Source organism: Bacillus sp. MRMR6, assembly GCF_001940785.1.
Taxonomy (GTDB): Bacteria; Bacillota; Bacilli; order Bacillales; family Cytobacillaceae; genus Neobacillus.
The window spans coordinates 1-17,451 of sequence record NZ_MSLS01000052.1; the positions used below are offsets into that span (position 1 = coordinate 1).

Here is a 17,451-nt window from a genome sequence, read left to right on the forward strand (position 1 = left end):
TATTTCATTTGATAAAGAAGGAGCAGAATTATTGTTTTCGCACCTTTCTCTTCGAGCTGGGAGGAAGTCGACTATTATTACTAGCAATCTGTCATTCTTAAAGTGGCAGGAAATCTTTCACGATCCTGTTTTAACAGCTGCATTGACTGACCGTCTTACTCATAAATCGCATGTAGTAAACATGGTTGGCCCTTCATTCAGGATGAGAGAAACTGAAGAATGGATGAAAGAGAATACCGAAAAAGTGGTGGCTCAAAATTAAATTGCGAAATGGCTCACTTTTCACTTGCGAAATACAAAAGTGAAACATTTGCTATGAAGACCTTCTTCTCTGATATTCAATATGGAAATGKTCTTCATCACTTTTATGAAGACTTTTTTCTCTGATATTCAAACGGAAAAGGTCTTCATCGCTTTTATGAAGACCTTCTTCTCTGATATTCAAAACGGAAAAGGTYYTCATCACTTTTATGAAGACTTTTTTCTCTGATATTCAAACGGAAATGTTCTTCATCACTTTTATGAAGACTTTTTTCKCTGATATTCAAACGGAAAAGGTCTTCAWCRCTTTTATGAATACCTCATAACGGAACCCTTTAGATACCTCACTCACTCGTGAGGTTTTTTTCATTTGTTAGATCCTTCATTAAAAACATTTACTTATATATTTATCAGAAAATTCGAATGTAAAGGGGTCTCTCTTAATAAAGTAATAGTAAATGGGCGTAGTAAGTGCTTTATTCTGAAAAACAAAAAGTTTAATTGGGATAAAGACAAGGAATCATTTGCTTTCTTATTAAAAGGAGGGGTAATATGCTGCATATTGTAGCCTGTATTAAGCAGGTGCCTGACACCAAAATTATTAAGATGAATCCCAAAACAAACACAATGGACAGAAGGACGGCACCGGCCATCTTGAATCCGTATGATGCTCATGCGGTTGAAGAGGCGGTTCGGCTAAAGAACAGATATGGGGGAGTCGTATCCGTTGTGACGATGGGTCCGCCCCCAGCGGTTACCGCGATTAAGAAATGTATTGAAATTGGCGCAGATGAGGGCTATCTGATTACCGACCGACGATTTGCAGGTGCGGATACATTGGCAACAAGCTATGCCGTGACAAAGGCAATTGAAAAAATTGCTAAAACGAAACCAGTAGATTTGATTATTTGCGGAAAAATGTCCATCGACGGAGATACCGGACAAGTCGGACCTGGCATCGCAAGAAGACTCGATATTCCCCCGCTGACCTCTGTTAACAAAGTGGTGGAAATCAATCATGAAGAAGGATATGCCATTGTCCATCGCAAGTTAGAGGACGGACATGAAGTAGTAAGGTCGACATTGCCGTGTTTGTTTTCTGTTGAAAAAACCATTAATGAAGTGCCATACTCTCCGCTTCCTAATATGCTAAAAGCTGCCAGATATCAACCACATATCTGGTCTGTTGATGACTTAGAAGGAGTCGATGTGAAGCAGCTTGGTTTGAAGGGATCGCCTACTATTGTCTCCAAAGTATGGGCTCCGCAAAAACCGGCAGGAGGAAAGTTGCTTGAAGGCAATCCAAGGGAACAAGTGGAACACCTGCTTTCAGTCCTGTTAGAAAAGAAGGAATTGTTTGAAACAAAGGAGGGAGTGTAATTGGATTTCCAAGATTATAAAGGTGTTTGGGTATTCATAGAACAAAAAGAAGGGGTGGTTGCCTCTGTATCTCTTGAACTATTAGGTGCCGGAAGGAAGTTGGCAGACAAACGGGGAGTGGAATTGGCGGGTATTCTAATCGGAGAAAATGTTAAACATTTAACAAAAACCGTCTATGAATTTGGGGCAGATACCGTGTATGTATACGATCAACCTATCTTTAAACATTATCGGACCGAAACCTACATGAAGGCACTGCTCGAATGTACGGAAAAACATAAACCAGAAATTATCCTTTTCGGGGCAACCTCAACGGGAAAGGACTTAGCTAGTGCCGTAGCCACTGATATGCCGACAGGGTTGACAGCGGATACAACAGAGCTGGATGTTGAAGAGGAAACTGGTTTATTATTGGCGAGCAGACCAGCTTTTGGCGGAAATATTATGGCGACGATTCTTTGTAAGAAGTACCGGCCGCAAATGGCAACCGTTCGCGCCAAAGTCATGAAGGCTCTGCCGCCTGAGGCAGGGAGAACAGGCAAGCTGGTTGAAGAAACCATATCCTTGAAAGAAGAAGATATTCGAACAAAAGTGTTGGAAATTGTAAAGGAAACGGTCAAGAAGGTAAGAATTGATGAAGCGGACATCATTGTTGCAGGCGGCAAAGGATTAGGCAGCTTTGAAGGGTTTCAGTTAATACACCAATTGGCGGAAACACTTGGAGGAGCAGTGGGTGGGAGCAGGGATGTGGTAGAAGCAGGCTGGATTGACCATGCCCACCAAGTGGGGCAAACCGGTGTAACGGTAACGCCAAAAATTTATTTTGCGATTGGAATTTCGGGTGCGATTCAACATGTTGTGGGCATGAAAAATTCAGGGTTAATTATTGCCATTAATAAGGACAAAGAAGCCCCAATCTTTCAGAACTGCCATTATGGAATTGTCGGCGATGCCTTTGAGATTGTTCCAATCCTAATTGAACAGTTTAAAGATGCTTTGTCTAGGGAAACGGTAAATAAATGAGTCAAAGTTATGTTGCAGGATTAAGTGTTATAAAGTAAGTGCTATGTGAATCTCTCCATCACCTAAAAGCCTCGAAGTGGATTTTCACTCATGAGGCTTTTGTTTATTCCTTAACTATAAATCAAGATTCTAAATAAAAGATGCCAGAACCTAAGAGACTTAACTGTAATTGGATTTTTAAATATGTATCAATAATAATTTGAGGTTGGTATAATTGTAATTGGGTTTAATCAAAAAACTGTATCCTATCCCAGCAAATTTCCCCTAAGTGAGGTGTTTAATAATGTAAAACACTTAACCAATGAGATATAATGGCTCCGTTACTCCTTAAAATGACCCTCTGCGACTACTCATGAAATAATATTATTTCATAAATGTATTCCCCTTTCAAAACTACAAATTGTCCAGTACTACCATGCAATGAAGCATTTTAACAATTGATATCAGGAAAAGAACAAACACAGGTCAGTAGGAAAGAATGATCTTATAATGAAATTATGGACGGTGAGCGGCATGCAAGAACAAATATTAGATTTGTTAGTAAAAATGAATGATAGGCAGGAAAGAATGGAAGGTAGACTCGAGTCAATAGATGATAGACAGCAAAAAATGGAAGGTAGACTCGAGTCAATAGATGATAGACAGCAAAAAATGGAAGGTAGACTCGAGTCAATAGATGACAGGCAGCAAAAAATGGAAGATAGACTCGAGTCAATAGATGACAGACAGCAAAAAATGGAAGATAGTCTTGGCTTGGTTTATGAAACTGTAAAGCGGATTGAGTCTGCTCAGACTGAAGACGTAATTGGTCTTTTAAAACTCCAGTAAAAGAAGGTGAATTGTGAAGTTGACTATGTTAATAGCAAGTTAACAGAGATGGACAAGAGAATTTATAATCTGGAAAAAACGGTTGAGAGTTAATTAATGGGAGATTCCTAACTCGAAAATTAACGCTAGGTATTACTCTAATTAAATTTTAGAGCCTAATTTTAGTATTAGGCTCCTTTTTTTTGGTTGTAAAATATTACGATTTATTTTTTTAATAAACAATCACTGGCTGATAAACAGTAAGATTATCATAGACAGCCTTCATCATACTAGGAGTGACATTAATACAACCACTTGAGCCATCTGCGATGTAGGCATTGCTTTGCCAGTTGTTGCGCCAACTAGCATCATGAAAACCTTGACCACTGTTTGTAAAAGGTGCCCAATAATCAACTTCAACGGCATAAGGACCTTTTCCAACCGCATTGCCAGTAAGTGTATAGTTTGTTCGTTTAAAGAGGATATACCAAACTCCTGGAGATGTATTTTCCCCTGTAGTCGTTTTTCCGGTTACCACATTCGTTTCTAAAACTAATTCTCCATCTCTGTAAATCCAAATACGCTGCTCTGCAATTGAAACCTCTGCATAGGTATTACCAAGGCCATTGTTTACCGTTGTTTCATAGCCATAGCCTTCATTGCTCCAGCCGTTTCCATATATATTGGAAGCAGTAACGGATGTTTCTCCATTTTCAAAGGCCATAAATATCTGTTCTGTTTCTTTTTCAACATTAAGTGCCCAACCATAGCCTTGGCCTTTGACTGAAATAACCTTTCCTGAGTGAGTGGTAAAGGTAAAGTCTTTACTTAAGGTGGACTGAGCTTCGTTAATTTCAGCAATTTTATTTCTAATATTTTCGATATACGCCTCGTCTACAGTTACAGTCAAATCTTCAGATAAAGTAGCATTTTTTATAAAATCACCAGCCTTTAACGCAAATACTTTATCTTGTACTTTATATTCAACTGTTTGCTGAAGGAACTCTTGCAGCTTTTGCTTTTCGTTTTGTACGATTTCACTATCTTCTTGTACTGCACTGATATGGACGGGATTTAGTCGGATTTCACTGGTATAATCATGTTTTTCGTATTCCTTTAATACTGCTGCAACATCATATTTGGTACCATCGACACCTTCTGAGACAACAATTTCCCCTTGGACTAAAGAGGCATGTGCATGTTTGGGATCTGTTAAATTTTGATTCATTGAAATCAATTTTTGTTCCAATTCAGGCTTCAGAACATCACTTCGATACGGGTCCTGCCCGCTAGGCTTAATGGAATAACTTTTTGTCTTGGAAGTTGGGAAGAATGTCCACTGTTTTTTTAACAATTCCTTGATTTCTGGCAGGTCGTTTTCTGTAAATTGCATCTGTGTATCATTTCCATCTAATATTAATTCATTTCCAACATATACTTCATTTTTTAAATCAATTGTTTGCAGCTTTTTGAGTGCTTTTTCAGCAGATAGTCCGTTAACCTCTACATCATTAATTTTTACATTAGCGTTAAAGTGGGTTGCCTGGTAATAGCTGATTGCTCCTAATATAACAGTGATTATTATAACAATAATTGCTGTTATAAACTTCCAGTTTTTATACCACTTTGTTGGATTTTTATCCGGGTAATACACAACGGAATGTTCTACATTACTATTCAAATTTGCTCCCCCCACCTGTCGGCACCATCCATAGACGATTTTACAGTATTTTACTAATTACACTACCATTCTACTAAAAAGAAAACGTAAAATTTGCCGATATTTGTAGGTTTAATAAATAAATCCGGGAATATGTAACTATTGATTCACCAGGATTTAATCCATTTGTTTGGTTTGATTTTCTCCAAAGGACTTATTCATAACAATTACATAGTACTGAAATATAGGACTTTTTGATTAAAAAGAGTGAAAATTGTAAAAAAAGCAGGATTTTGATGTTGGAAATTGAATAAATATAACAATTGGATTTTCAGTTCGGTCAATTGATTCTTATGGGATAGTAATCATTTTATTCTTCCGAAAAGAGGTATGCGGTATGAACGAGGATTTTTTTGCTGACTATAAAAAGTTTATTGTTACACCGGTCGATGAAAAGAAAAATGGTAAAGAAGCATTTGATCCAAAAAATTACGCTTCACATTATATTCTGACATTGTCTATATTTGATTCGCGTATAACATCCTGGAAAGAAGCTAGTAAATATGAAATTGATGTTGAAAAGAGTATTAAGATGGTTCTAGAGGAATTTAATCTACAGCAATTCGAAAAATACCACCTGGAGTTACTTGAATTAGATCACTCTAAAAACTATTTTGTCTTGGCTCTTTCCTCTAAAACTAAGTTTGAAACAAAGGAAGAAAATGACCGGATATCTTTTATTGTTGATAGGATATTATTAAACCCTTTTTATGTTGGACAAGGATGGTTCAACATAGTGGGTGAAAAAGGAAGGGTAGCCCGTAAGCTCTTTCAATGGTCTAATATGAAGTATGAGATCGGCGCCCAAGATTATTTGAGTAAAGACGGCAAAATTGAAAATATAAGCGAATTTATTCCTAAGAATGAGGAAATAAAGCTGGTGAAAAATCTTTGATTACTATATGAAAGAAAAGATGCAGCCAAAATAAATTGGCTGCATTTTTAAATTTAATTCATAAATCCATATTATAAAAAATAATTAGGATAAGCTTTGAGTAAACGTTCTGTATTTTCATCTACTAGATGAAGATGTTTTGAGATTAATGTTTCAATTTGCTGTTTGTCTTTAGCCTTAACCGCTTGGACGATTTCCTCATGTTGGTGAATGATTTTGGCCCAGTTTACATCCAAACTGAGCATCCTAAAACGATTTAACTGTAAATTTAAGAGCTGCATCCAGTTCCAAACATTCTTTTTATTAGCAATGGTGTAAAAGAATTCATGAAATGCTTCATCATATAGTAAAAAATTTGAGTGGTCCTCTGTTTCTGCATAAACTTTTTGTAATTTAATGATTTTATCTAATTCAGCAAGATCTTTTTCAGTAATAAGCTCACTAGCTTCAATAAAGATAAGTTTCTCAATATTCTCTCTTACAAACTTTGCTTCATAAACTTGTTGTAGGTTAATTTTTGACACATAGGTTCCACTTTGGGGAACAACATGAAACAATCCTTCTTTTTGTAGTCTAATAATAGCTACCCTGACAGGCGATCGTCCAATCGTCAGCTTCTCTTCTAATTCTTTTTCAGAAATTTTTTCTCCGGGGATTAACTCTGTTTTCAAGATCATTTTCTTAATGGTGTCGTAGGCTTGATTTTGGAAATTAATTGCATTTGCCGCCATAGAAATATCCTCTTTTCATATAAACAAAACAATATTGGCTGATTATCATAAACATTATACATACGAACAAACTAACATACAAGTATCCTAGTTATAGCGAAGGGACTATGCATGATGGCTATTTTTTGAAAGGGATTGCATAACAAAAACAGAGGTAGTAGAATACTAATATGTTAGTTTAAAAGTTCGAAATAAAAAATTGTAAAGGATAATGCCTAATGAAGATGTCATTTAGATGGTATGGAAGAGGGAATGATCCTATCCCGTTAGAGTATGTAAAGCAAATTCCTGGAGTTAGCAATATCGTGTGGGCTTTACACCATAAAGCTGCTGGTGAAGAATGGGAATTAGATGAAATAAATGATGAAATCAATTATATTAAAAGCTTTGGATTTAATGGAGACGTAGTGGAAAGTGTAAATGTACACGAAGAGATTAAAACGGGCGGACCTTCAAGAGATTTGTACATCAATCATTACATAAATACAATTAAAAATCTGGGTAGTGTTGGAGTGAAAGTGATTTGCTATAACTTTATGCCAATTTTTGACTGGACTCGAACGGACTTATTTCATCCATTACCTGATGGTTCAACATCACTATTCTTTGAAAAAAATAAATTAGAGGATCTTGATCCATATGATTTGATAAAAATGTTCGAAGAAAACTCGAATAACTTAACCTTACCCGGCTGGGAACCTGAAAGAATTCGTAAAATAAAGGAAATGTTCGAAGTCTATGAGAATATTACTGAGGAGGACCTAAGAGGTAATCTAAAGTACTTTCTTGAGGCGATTATCCCGACTTGTGAAGAAGTGGGCATCAAAATGGCGATCCATCCTGATGATCCGCCGTTTTCCATCTTTAATTTACCGCGTCTTGTAAATAATGAAGAAAATATTGAGAAAATATTAGCATTAGTAAATAGTCAAAGTCACGGATTGACATTTTGTACAGGTTCGTTGGGGGCTGATCCTGATAATAATTTAGTTCAAATGATTCGTCGTTTTCATGAACACATCTACTTCAGCCATCTACGAAACGTAAAGGTTTATGACAATGGGAATTTTGCTGAGGTTTCTCATCGAAGCAGCGATGGAAGTGTTGATATTACTGAAATAATGAAAATACATAATGAACTAAACTACCAAGGCTACATAAGACCCGACCATGGCCGGCATGTATTTGGAGAAGGAGAAAATTGCCGTCCAGGGTATGGACTTTATGACCGAGCTATGGGGATTATGTATCTATATGGCAGCTGGGACATGGCAGAGAAATTCAAAAACAGTAATGGGGGAAATAAATCATATGCTAACGAAAATTCCTGCATTAAAAAATAAAGTGGCAGTTGTAACAGGAGGCGGAGGGATTTTATGCGGCGAAATGGCAGTAGAACTTGCCAGGCAGGGAATGAAGGTTGCTGTCTTAAATAGAACATATGAAAAAGCTGTGAATGTGGTGGAAAGGATAAAAGCATTTAGTGGAGAAGCTATGCCGGTCCAATGTGATGTCGTTAATGCTGAGAGCGTCAAAAGAGCAGAAGAAATGGTCTTCGAAACATATGGAAGATGCGATGTATTAATCAACGGAGCAGGAGGCAATCATCCACAAGGGATTACGTCTAAGGAAATTTTAAGTTTAGAAGACTTAGATGATAAGGAATTGAAAACATTCTTTGATCTAACGGTAGATGGATTTGAGTCGGTTATGAATCTTAATTTTATTGGAACGTTGATCCCCACTCAAATTTTCACGAAAAAGATGGTAGGGAATTCGGGGATCGTCATTAACATCTCATCGATGAGTGCCCCAAGCCCGATGACAAAGGTCCCTGCATACAGTGCCGCAAAGGCGGCTATTAATAATTTCACACAATGGCTGGCTGTGCACCTGGCTGAGTCTGGCATTCGTGTCAATGCTATTGCCCCGGGCTTTTTCCTGACTGAACAGAACCGAAAACTTCTTACAAATGCAGACGGAAGTTTAACAGAAAGAACAGAGAAGATCCTAGCCCATACCCCGATGAGAAGACTTGGAAAACCAGAAGATCTTTTAGGGACGTTGCTTTGGTTGGTGGATGAAAATGCCAGCGGATTTGTCACTGGGATCACCGTTCCAGTGGATGGTGGGTTCATGGCATACTCTGGTGTATAAGGATTTTGGATTCGAAAGGGAGGGTACCAATGGACAGTTGTTTTTATATAAATGGAGCAACAATAATTGATTCTGATTTTAATTCTAAACCGATTTTAAACGCTATAAGAATCTTACAGCGCGATATAAGGAAAAAATGTGTTCATACTGAGATAGTCGATAATCAGATAAAATTGCTAACAGACCATACACTTGATCAAGAGGAATATAGAATAGAAGTTTTATCGGCTAACCGGATGGAAATTAAAGCATCAGATGATTTAGGATTGATATATGCTTTGCTCTATATAAGTGAAGAATTTTTAAAGATCAAGCCGTTTTGGTTTTGGATGGACCAGGAAATTGAGCGAGTGGGTAAGCTTGGAGTTCCATTGCAAACAGTTAAATCGGCAAAAAGGGCTGTGAAATATAGAGGCTGGTTTATTAACGATGAAGTTTTGATCGATTATATGTGTGAGAAAAATCAATCAGATGAATTATGGGATATGGCTTTTGAAGCTTTGCTTAGATGCGGAGCGAATATGGTTATCCCTGGTACAGATCGTAATTCAAGAAAATATCGTGATCAGGCAGCTGCTGCCGGACTTTGGATCACGCATCATCATGCTGAACCTTTGGGGGCTGAATTGTTTACAAGAGAATACCCAAAATTAGAGCCGTCTTACAAGAAATATCCTGACCTATTTTTTGGCTTGTGGGAAAAAGGAATCGTTGAACAAAAAGACAATAAAACGATCTATAATTTAGGGTTTCGCGGCCAGGGGGATTATCCGTTTTGGAATGATGACCCTGAATATGACACACCTGAAAAAAGAGGCACGCTAATCAGCGAACTAATCAATATGCAATATGAGATTGTTAGAAAGTATGTAAAAGATCCTATTTGCTGCACCAATTTATATGGCGAAATCATGGAGCTGTATAATGAAGGCCATATTCAATTAAATCCAGATATCATAAAAATCTGGGCGGATAATGGATATGGCAAAATGGTGTCGCGAAGACAAGGAAGTAATAATATGAGAGTCCCTGCTTTGCCAAGCAGCAAAGGACATCACGGAATCTATTTTCATGTTTCGTTTTATGATTTACAGGCGGCCAATCATATGACGATGCTTCCTAATTCAGTGGAAATGGTTAATCATGAACTGCATCACGCCTTTTCAAAAGGGGTGAGCGATTTCTTGATTGTAAATTGCTCTAATATCCGTCCTCATGTGTTCTATTTGGACGCTGTTCGTAAAATCTGGGAAGGCAGGGACATCGGGAGTGAAGCACATGCACAAGAATTTGCGGCCGAGTATTTTGACGGGGCAGAAGCTATTGCGGAATGTTTTACAGACTATGCCAAGTGTACGGTAAAGTATGGTGAAAATGAAGATGACCATGCCGGTGAACAGTATTATAATTACGGTGTAAGAATACTAACTTCACAATGGATGAAAGATCATCTTCATCATTCGCCGCAATTTGTGTGGGCAGCAGGAAATGTATCGTTGGACAGGCAAATTGATTATCTCAAGAACACTTGCAGTAAAGGTATTGAGGCGTTTACAAATCTTTTTGATAAGTGCAAAGGGATCAGCAACACATTAACCGGGAATCAAAAATTATTGTTTGATTCTACGATTCTTTTACAGACAAAAATCCATTTGTATTGTATCCAGGGTGTAATCGATTTTTGTGAAGCGTATGAAGATTTTGTGGCTGAAAAATATATGAGTGCCTTTTTCAAGGCAGGCATAGCATCTGAAAAGTTTCTAGCAGCCAATATCGAAATGAGAAATAGTGAATATGGCATTTGGGACGGCTTTTACGAAAATGATTGTTTAAGCAATTGTAAGTTCACGGGTTATGTATTAAAAAATCTAATGAGCTATATTCGTGTTATGGGCGAAGGTCCGAGATTTTTCAACTGGCAAAGAGACCTATCCTATTCAGAGGAAGATCGCAGGATTATGTTGCTGACTAACATACGAAATCATATGACAGACGATGAGCTATTTGCTTTGATGAAAGAAAAAGAGAAGAAAACTAAAGTAGAGATTAGTATTACATAGAAATAATAAAAAAATAGTTAGGAAGCGATATGTAATATATTTGCTCCATTAATGAAGGTTACTGTAAAAGGTACCTTCTATTTTTTTGCTAATCATAACCCAAATTGTCTTTATGAACTCTTCTAATAAAGAAGTGAATTTATATTATTCAGAAAAAGATAAAAATTGATATTAATTATGTCAAAAAAGGAAACGTTTTCAAATGGTAACCTCTATATAATAGTGAGTATAAGCCACATAGGGCTCGGTTTATAAAGGTTACTACTTTTGTTGGGACAGTAAAGTACAAAAATCCACACTTTTTAATTAACTGACTAGGGAGAAAATCAACAAACTACTAACAAAGTCAAATAAAAAACTTAAAGGATGTGTTGATCAATTATGTGGCATTTCTTTCCGGAAAATTATATGTGGTCTTATCAGATAGTGAGAATGATAAGCCAGTCCTATTTTGGTGGCGGTGAAGTAAATGAGATCTTAGGTGCTGCCAGCAATATGAAATTAGGAGATTACGAGAGTTTTCATCACGAATGGATGAGACTTGGTAATAAGTCATTATCGACCGCGAATGATGCAATGGATAAAGGTTATAAAGAAACGGCACGTTCAGGCTATTTACGAGCAGCAAATTATTTCCGTACAGCAGAGTTTTTTCTTCAGCCGGATGATCCTAGAAAAGTTCCTACCTATTTAAAAGGAGTAGAATCTTTTAGAAAGGGAGGGGAGCTATTAGCCAATCCACCAAAGGCTGTCAACATTCCTTTTGAACATGCTAGCCTACCAGGTTACTATTTTGAGGCACCAGGACAAAAAAAGGGACCTTTAATGGTGATGTTTGGCGGTTTAGACTCCACTGCCGAAGAATTGTACTATGGACCTGCTCAGCTGTTAAATCAACGGGGTATCTCCCTTTTAGCATTAGACGGTCCAGGGCAAGGTGGCGCATTGCGACTTCATCATATTCATTCACGTCATGATTATAATACTGCAGGGACCTCGGCATATGAGTGGGCCATAGAAAATCTGGATGTTGATCCTGATCGGATCGGAGTAATGGCAGTTTCGATGGGCGGCTACATGGCAGCAAGATGTGCAGCCTTTGAACCAAGGTTTAAAGCATGTGCGATTTGGGGAGCGGTTTATGATTACAATGATGTTTGGTCCAAGCGGCCGGATCACCACCCGCTGGCCAAAATTTTGCAGCATATCTTCGGGGTAGAAGACATGCCTGCAGCAAGAGAAAAGCTCCAACATTATAACTTACGCGGAGTTGCCGAAAAGATCCAAATGCCAACCTACATTGTCCATGGTGAAGATGACCGCCAAAATAATGTCGACAATGCCTATAACGTCTATAACGATTTAACTTGTCCGCGCTGGCTGAAAATTATTCCAATAAGCAGTACGGGTTCTTCCCATTGTCAAGTGGATAATGTCACAGAAACGTATGAGATGTATGACTGGCTGAAAGAACAATTAATGAGTTAATAGAATAATAGATAGCAACAAAAATAGGGTAGGGGAGGTATGTTTAATGGGGAAATTAATGAGTTCTTTTTCCGAAGCAATTGCTGATATGAAAGACAATGCCTCTCTTATTGTTGGCGGGTTTGGGTTATGTGGTATTCCAGAGAGGCTTGATTGAGGCTCTTTGCAAACAGGGAACAAAGGATCTTACCGTCTTTAGCAACAACTGCGGAGTGGATGATTGGGGACTTGGACTCCGTTTGTCTTATAAACAAATCAAAAAAATGGTTTCTTCCTATGTTGGTGAAAATAAAATTTTTGAACAGCAATATCTAAGCGGGGAGCTGGAGGTAGAACTCATCCCTTAAGGTACTCTTGCTGAACGAATGAGAGCTGGCTGTGCCCGGGATCCCAGGATTTTATACTGCAACAGGTGTCGGTACCCCGATTGCAGCAGGGAAAGAAGCAAAGATCTTTAATGGTAAAGAATACCTGCTAGAGGAAGGGATTGTCGGTGATTTTGCGCTTGTAAAAGCATGGAAGGCAGACACTCTTGGAAATCTAGTATACAGAAAAACGAAATCGGGTCTAATCTTTTAGAGATGGTTAAACTTGGTATTTCGTAAAAATCAATAGGAGGGGTTTTTATGTCAAATGTAAAAAAGGTTCTAATCGTTGGAGGAGGCATCGGAGGGCTGGCAACGGCTATTGCTTTGCAAAAAACTGGAATTGAAACAGAGATTGTTGAAAAGCAAAAGGAATGGAATGTTTATGGGGTGGGCATCATCCTTCAATCCAATGCCCTAAGAGCAATTGATGCACTAGGACTTACCGAGGAATTTTTGTCAATGGGAACAACACACTCTGCCTTACACATTCGGGATTCACAGGGGAATATGATTTTTGATGCCCCGATCCATCCATCTGGGGAGTTCAATATGACGGGTGGTATTCCTAGAAGAGATCTACATGAAATATTGCTCCAAGCTGCTATTAAACATGGAACAAAGATTACCATGGGTACTACTGTTGAGATGATTGAAAATGCAGACAGCTTTGTATATGTGAAATTTACCGATGGTACTTCAGGGACATATGACCTTGTGATTGGTGCAGATGGAGTCAGATCGAAGGTTAGAAACATGGTGTTTGGTGAAATTGAACCGACATATGTCGGGCAGGCAGTTTGGCGCTATACCCTTAAGCGGCCTGAGAATCTCGAAAACATTACGATGTATTATGGAAGAAATGCAAAAGCAGGTATTGTCCCTATGACCAAGGAAAGTGCCTATGTCTTTATTGTTACGGCAGAGCCTGGAAACCCATGGAAGCAAGAAGACCAGTTGCATGTTCTTATGCGTGAGGCCTTTGGGGAATTTGGCGGTTTAATTGCAGAACTATGTGAACAAATTACCGATCCAAAAGAAGTGGTGTATCGCCCGCTTGAAACCCTTATTGTCGAGAAACCTTGGTATCGCGACAGGGTATTATTAATCGGGGATTCTGCACATGCGACCGTTCCACATTTAGCACAGGGGGCTGCAATGGCGATTGAGGATGCTCTTGTTTTAGCCGAATTGCTCCAACAAGATGTACCATTAACAGATATTTTGGATGAATTCATGGAAAGGCGTTTTGAACGCTGTAAATTTGTTGTTGAAAATTCAAACACGCTGGTTCAGTGGGAACTCTTACAGTTAGAAGGCAGGCTCCCAAAAGAGAATAACCCGAACGCCATTGTCGCACAAAGTCTTATTAAAATGACAGAGACGATCTAATAAATTTGTTGACCTAAATTAGGGGGCAAAAATCATTCACACAATATTGATAACGCTTACAACCTATATAAGCATTTTAAGGAGGAAGAAATCATGCCAAAAAGAAATCATTTTATTTCACAGTTAGCCCATGTGGAACTTTTAAGTCCAAAGCCTGAAGAGTCGGTTAAGTTTTTTAAGGAAGTTTTGGGCATGGAGGAATCTGGAAGAATCGGACAATCTGTCTATATGCGTGCATGGGGTGAGTTTTTTCACCATAGTTTAAAAATAACAGAGGCAAAAACGAGTGGAATTGGACATATAAGCTGGCGTGCAGAAAGTGATGAAGATTTACTGGATGCTGTTCAATACATCGAGAACATGGGCTGCGGGAAAGGTTGGATTGAAGGAGACTTGGGACATGGAAAGGCCTATCAATATTACTCTCCTGATGGACATTTAGAGGAAATTTTTTGGGAGGTTGAACTTGCTGAGATTCCCGACCATTTGAAGAGTAAATGGAGATCCCGTCCGCAGAAAAATCCAAGCCGTGGTGCGTCGGTAAGACGATTAGACCATGTGACTTTATGGACTAGTGATGTTACGCGTCATCGAAAATTTTATCAAGAGCTAGGCTTTAAATATAACGAAGGAATCGTCATTCCAAATGGAACAGAGGTTGGCTCGATCCTTGCCGTTTCAAGCTTATCACATGAAATTGCCTTATTTGCCGACTTTAAGAAGGAGCATGGACCGCTGAACCATCTATGCTTTGCCGTAGAAAATCGTGATCAAGTGCTTGAGACAGCTGACTATGTTGTAGATAACGGTTATAGGCTGGAGATGAAGCCATTTAAACATGCAGTTGGTGAAGCCTTTACCACTTATGCGATTGAACCAGGAGGTAATCGTATTGAAATCTATGGCGGTTCACCATTGTACTTTGCCCCAGATTACGGTCCTAAGATTTGGAAGGTTGAGGAAAACCCGAATGACGCTTGGGATGAAGTAAATATTTTTGAATCCAAGCAGTTTGATAGTATTAGAGAAAAAGCATAATTTTTGAAGTAATGTAAAGTAAAAAAAGGACGTCTAGGCTGATGTCCTTTCTTAGTTTAATAGAATCGGGGAGATCAGACAATGAAATTTATTACTTTTCGAAATCCGGACGGAGAACAACGCGGTGGCTGGCTGAAAGAAAATGGAGTAGTGGATATGGAACTTGCCTGTCAAGGGGAATTACCCGCTAGCATTCGTGAATTGTTGGAGCGGCAAGAACAGTATATGCCCGTGATCCACTCAATAGATAAAAATGTTTTGCCAACCTATTCAACGGATGAAATTGAGTTGCGGGCACCGCTGCCTACCCCCTGTACATTCCGCGACTTTGTTGCATTTGAAACACATGTAAAAAACGCCTCTTCTACACACGGGAACACGGTTGCCCCAGAATGGTATGAAATACCGATCTTCTATTTTTCAAATCCAAACAGCATGAGGGGTCCTGGTGAAGAGGTAGCTCGGCCCAAAAAGTGTGTGAAACTGGATTATGAATTAGAACTGGCTTGTATCATCGGGAAAGAAGGGAAAAACATTAAAGCAAGTGACGCAGAAGAGTATATTTTCGGCTATACGATTTTAAATGATTGGTCAGCTCGTGATCTGCAGGCAAAAGAAATGAAGGTGCTGCTTGGACCGGCCAAGGGAAAAGATTTTGCCACTTCAATAGGTCCTTGGATTGTCACGAAAGATGAATTAAATAAATACAAAATCGGTGACAAATTCGATTTGGAGATGACAGCAAAAATAAACGGAGAAGTATGGTCCCATGGGAATTTTAAAGATATTTACTATTCATTTGGACAAATGATTGAGCGTGCTTCAGAGGACGTTACATTGTATCCCGGTGATATAATTGGCTCTGGCACCGTTGGGTTTGGATGTATTTTAGAACTGGGAACAGAAGAGTACCGCTGGCTTGAGCCCGGAGATGTAGTAGAATTGGAGATTACTGGCCTTGGGGTATTAAAAAATAAAATTGTCTAGAATCGGAGGATAGTTATGTCTAAAATAATAGATTTAAGTGTTTCCATAGAAGAAGAGTTAAAAGATCCACTTCCATTTACAATTCGCTATGAAACGCATGAAGAAGGTGCCGAGTTTGGTGCGAAGCTGGTAGGTGTTACACCAGACGATTTTCCAGATAGAAAGGGACTTGCCGGGGAGTTTCTGACCTTGACCAGTCATGCTGGTACGCATGTCGATGCACCTTGGCATTATTGGCCTACTTCTGAAGGGAAACCTTCAAGGACAATAGATGAGCTGCCGCTCGAATGGTTCTTTAACGATGGGGTTGTTCTAGACTTTACCGATAAGCCTACAGGATATGCAATTACCATTTCAGACCTGAAGGAAAAATTAGAGAATATAGATTACCAGTTAAAGCCGTTTGATATCGTGATGATTCGCTGTGATGCAGATAAAAAGAGATATGAGCCCAACTATAGTGAGATCCATGTTGGGGTTTCAGCTGAAGCCACCCTATGGCTGATCGATCAAGGCATCAAGGTGATGGGGACAGACGGATGGGGGTGGGACACTCCACTTGGGATACAAGCCGCAGATTATAAAGAAAATCCGCGTCCGGGTGTACTTTGGGCTGCCCATTATGCCGGTAGAGAAAAAGAATATTGTCAGATTGAAAAACTAGCAAACTTGGATCAATTACCGCCCTATGGTTTTAAGGTAAGTGTTTTTCCTGTAAAAATTAAAGGTGGAAGCGGCGGCTGGACGCGTGCTGTAGCGATTATCGATTGAATCAATAGCTGCCCTTTATCAAATACTTTGTCAATTGAAAAATTCTCTTACGCGGTATATAAAAAGAACCCAACACGATTAAAGTGTACCCGTTGTAAAGGACATTTTTAAAAAAGACCTAGGCAGTTTTAATAAGATGATTTCTGTATTGAACAGGGGTCATCTTATTTAAGTTCCATTGGTATCTGTAGTTATTGTAGTAAATCATATATTGCTTAATTTCACGCTTTAGTTCATCTAAACTCGTACATGGCTTAAAATAGGATTCGTCCTTAAAATGGCCAAAGAATGATTCCTGCGGAGCGTTATCCCAACAGTTTCCTCGTCTTGACATTGATTGACGCAATCCAAGTTTCTTCACTAACTTTTGAAAGTC

16 protein-coding genes and 1 pseudogene are annotated in these 17,451 nt (G+C 38.7%); 14 read left to right on the forward strand and 3 right to left on the reverse strand.

Features of this window, described 5'->3' with window-relative positions; genetic code table 11:
• The 4 genes from BTR25_RS25505 to BTR25_RS25520 form a co-directional block, all read left to right on the forward strand.
• Nucleotides 1-262: ATP-binding protein (locus BTR25_RS25505; RefSeq protein WP_175596898.1), on the forward strand; the 262-nt coding region annotated here is incomplete at its 5' end.
• Nucleotides 263-813: 551 nt separating this feature from the next.
• Nucleotides 814-1,641, forward strand: a complete 828-nt coding sequence (locus BTR25_RS25510; protein ID WP_075690778.1) for an electron transfer flavoprotein subunit beta/FixA family protein — start codon at nt 814-816, stop codon at nt 1,639-1,641.
• Nucleotides 1,642-2,664 (forward strand): electron transfer flavoprotein subunit alpha/FixB family protein, encoded by a 1,023-nt coding sequence (locus tag BTR25_RS25515; RefSeq protein WP_075690779.1) that lies wholly within the window; start codon nt 1,642-1,644, stop codon nt 2,662-2,664. It begins immediately after the preceding gene.
• 489 nt (nt 2,665-3,153) lie between these two features.
• Nucleotides 3,154-3,492: a hypothetical protein gene (locus BTR25_RS25520; protein WP_075690780.1), complete on the forward strand. Its 339-nt coding sequence runs from the start codon at nt 3,154-3,156 to the stop codon at nt 3,490-3,492.
• A gap of 211 nt (nt 3,493-3,703) precedes the next feature.
• Here BTR25_RS25520 and BTR25_RS25525 read toward each other — a convergent pair whose 3' ends face one another.
• Nucleotides 3,704-5,152 (reverse strand): L,D-transpeptidase family protein, encoded by a 1,449-nt coding sequence (locus BTR25_RS25525; RefSeq protein WP_075690781.1) that lies wholly within the window; start codon nt 5,150-5,152, stop codon nt 3,704-3,706.
• 376 nt (nt 5,153-5,528) lie between these two features.
• Between BTR25_RS25525 and BTR25_RS25530 the strand changes: the two genes are divergently transcribed.
• A complete protein-coding gene (locus BTR25_RS25530; protein ID WP_075690782.1) occupies nt 5,529-6,086 on the forward strand; it encodes a hypothetical protein in 558 nt (185 codons plus the stop codon).
• Nucleotides 6,087-6,157: 71 nt separating this feature from the next.
• Here the strand turns inward: BTR25_RS25530 and BTR25_RS25535 are convergent, their stop codons facing one another.
• Nucleotides 6,158-6,817, reverse strand: coding sequence for a GntR family transcriptional regulator (locus BTR25_RS25535; protein ID WP_075690783.1), 660 nt, complete (start codon nt 6,815-6,817; stop codon nt 6,158-6,160).
• 218 nt (nt 6,818-7,035) lie between these two features.
• Between BTR25_RS25535 and uxuA the strand changes: the two genes are divergently transcribed.
• The 9 genes and pseudogenes from uxuA (at nt 7,036) to BTR25_RS25580 (ending at nt 17,075) form a co-directional block, all read left to right on the forward strand.
• Entirely contained in the window at nt 7,036-8,160 is a 1,125-nt protein-coding gene (uxuA, locus tag BTR25_RS25540; RefSeq protein ID WP_075690784.1) for a mannonate dehydratase, read from the forward strand.
• Entirely contained in the window at nt 8,129-8,974 is an 846-nt protein-coding gene (locus BTR25_RS25545; RefSeq protein WP_075690785.1) for an SDR family oxidoreductase, read from the forward strand. Before uxuA ends, BTR25_RS25545 begins: the two co-directional genes overlap by 32 nt.
• 29 nt (nt 8,975-9,003) lie before the next feature.
• The gene (locus BTR25_RS25550) at nt 9,004-11,034 is read left to right on the forward strand and encodes a glycosyl hydrolase 115 family protein (protein WP_075690786.1); all 2,031 of its coding nucleotides are present in this window, start codon (nt 9,004-9,006) and stop codon (nt 11,032-11,034) included.
• A 432-nt stretch (nt 11,035-11,466) separates the two neighbouring features.
• Nucleotides 11,467-12,522, forward strand: coding sequence for an alpha/beta hydrolase family protein (locus BTR25_RS25555; protein WP_254842799.1), 1,056 nt, complete (start codon nt 11,467-11,469; stop codon nt 12,520-12,522).
• 46 nt (nt 12,523-12,568) lie between these two features.
• Nucleotides 12,569-13,080: pseudogene (locus BTR25_RS25560) on the forward strand (CoA transferase subunit A); the annotation flags it as partial.
• A gap of 68 nt (nt 13,081-13,148) precedes the next feature.
• The gene (locus tag BTR25_RS25565) at nt 13,149-14,279 is read left to right on the forward strand and encodes an FAD-dependent monooxygenase (protein ID WP_075690788.1); all 1,131 of its coding nucleotides are present in this window, start codon (nt 13,149-13,151) and stop codon (nt 14,277-14,279) included.
• Nucleotides 14,280-14,372: 93 nt separating this feature from the next.
• Complete coding sequence (locus BTR25_RS25570; protein WP_075690789.1) at nt 14,373-15,317, forward strand: VOC family protein; 945 nt, start codon at nt 14,373-14,375, stop codon at nt 15,315-15,317.
• An 81-nt stretch (nt 15,318-15,398) separates the two neighbouring features.
• Entirely contained in the window at nt 15,399-16,304 is a 906-nt protein-coding gene (locus tag BTR25_RS25575) for a fumarylacetoacetate hydrolase family protein (RefSeq protein ID WP_075690790.1), read from the forward strand.
• Nucleotides 16,305-16,319: 15 nt separating this feature from the next.
• Nucleotides 16,320-17,075: a cyclase family protein gene (locus BTR25_RS25580; RefSeq protein ID WP_075690791.1), complete on the forward strand. Its 756-nt coding sequence runs from the start codon at nt 16,320-16,322 to the stop codon at nt 17,073-17,075.
• A gap of 118 nt (nt 17,076-17,193) precedes the next feature.
• Here BTR25_RS25580 and BTR25_RS25585 read toward each other — a convergent pair.
• On the reverse strand, nt 17,194-17,451 hold a 258-nt coding region (locus tag BTR25_RS25585; protein WP_139311309.1), incomplete at its 5' end, for an IS3 family transposase.

What these genes read in the sequence shown, in the direction of transcription:
- BTR25_RS25510 (WP_075690778.1), top strand. Translation starts at nt 814, where the DNA reads ATGCTGCATATTGTAGCCTGTATTAAGCAGGTGCCTGACACCAAAATT.
- BTR25_RS25520 (WP_075690780.1), top strand. Translation starts at nt 3,154, where the DNA reads ATGAAATTATGGACGGTGAGCGGCATGCAAGAACAAATATTAGATTTG.
- BTR25_RS25530 (WP_075690782.1), top strand. Translation starts at nt 5,529, where the DNA reads ATGAACGAGGATTTTTTTGCTGACTATAAAAAGTTTATTGTTACACCG.
- BTR25_RS25535 (WP_075690783.1), bottom strand. Translation starts at nt 6,817, where the DNA reads ATGGCGGCAAATGCAATTAATTTCCAAAATCAAGCCTACGACACCATT.
- uxuA (WP_075690784.1), top strand. Translation starts at nt 7,036, where the DNA reads ATGAAGATGTCATTTAGATGGTATGGAAGAGGGAATGATCCTATCCCG.
- BTR25_RS25545 (WP_075690785.1), top strand. Translation starts at nt 8,129, where the DNA reads ATGCTAACGAAAATTCCTGCATTAAAAAATAAAGTGGCAGTTGTAACA.
- BTR25_RS25550 (WP_075690786.1), top strand. Translation starts at nt 9,004, where the DNA reads ATGGACAGTTGTTTTTATATAAATGGAGCAACAATAATTGATTCTGAT.
- BTR25_RS25555 (WP_254842799.1), top strand. Translation starts at nt 11,467, where the DNA reads ATGATAAGCCAGTCCTATTTTGGTGGCGGTGAAGTAAATGAGATCTTA.
- BTR25_RS25565 (WP_075690788.1), top strand. Translation starts at nt 13,149, where the DNA reads ATGTCAAATGTAAAAAAGGTTCTAATCGTTGGAGGAGGCATCGGAGGG.
- BTR25_RS25570 (WP_075690789.1), top strand. Translation starts at nt 14,373, where the DNA reads ATGCCAAAAAGAAATCATTTTATTTCACAGTTAGCCCATGTGGAACTT.
- BTR25_RS25575 (WP_075690790.1), top strand. Translation starts at nt 15,399, where the DNA reads ATGAAATTTATTACTTTTCGAAATCCGGACGGAGAACAACGCGGTGGC.
- BTR25_RS25580 (WP_075690791.1), top strand. Translation starts at nt 16,320, where the DNA reads ATGTCTAAAATAATAGATTTAAGTGTTTCCATAGAAGAAGAGTTAAAA.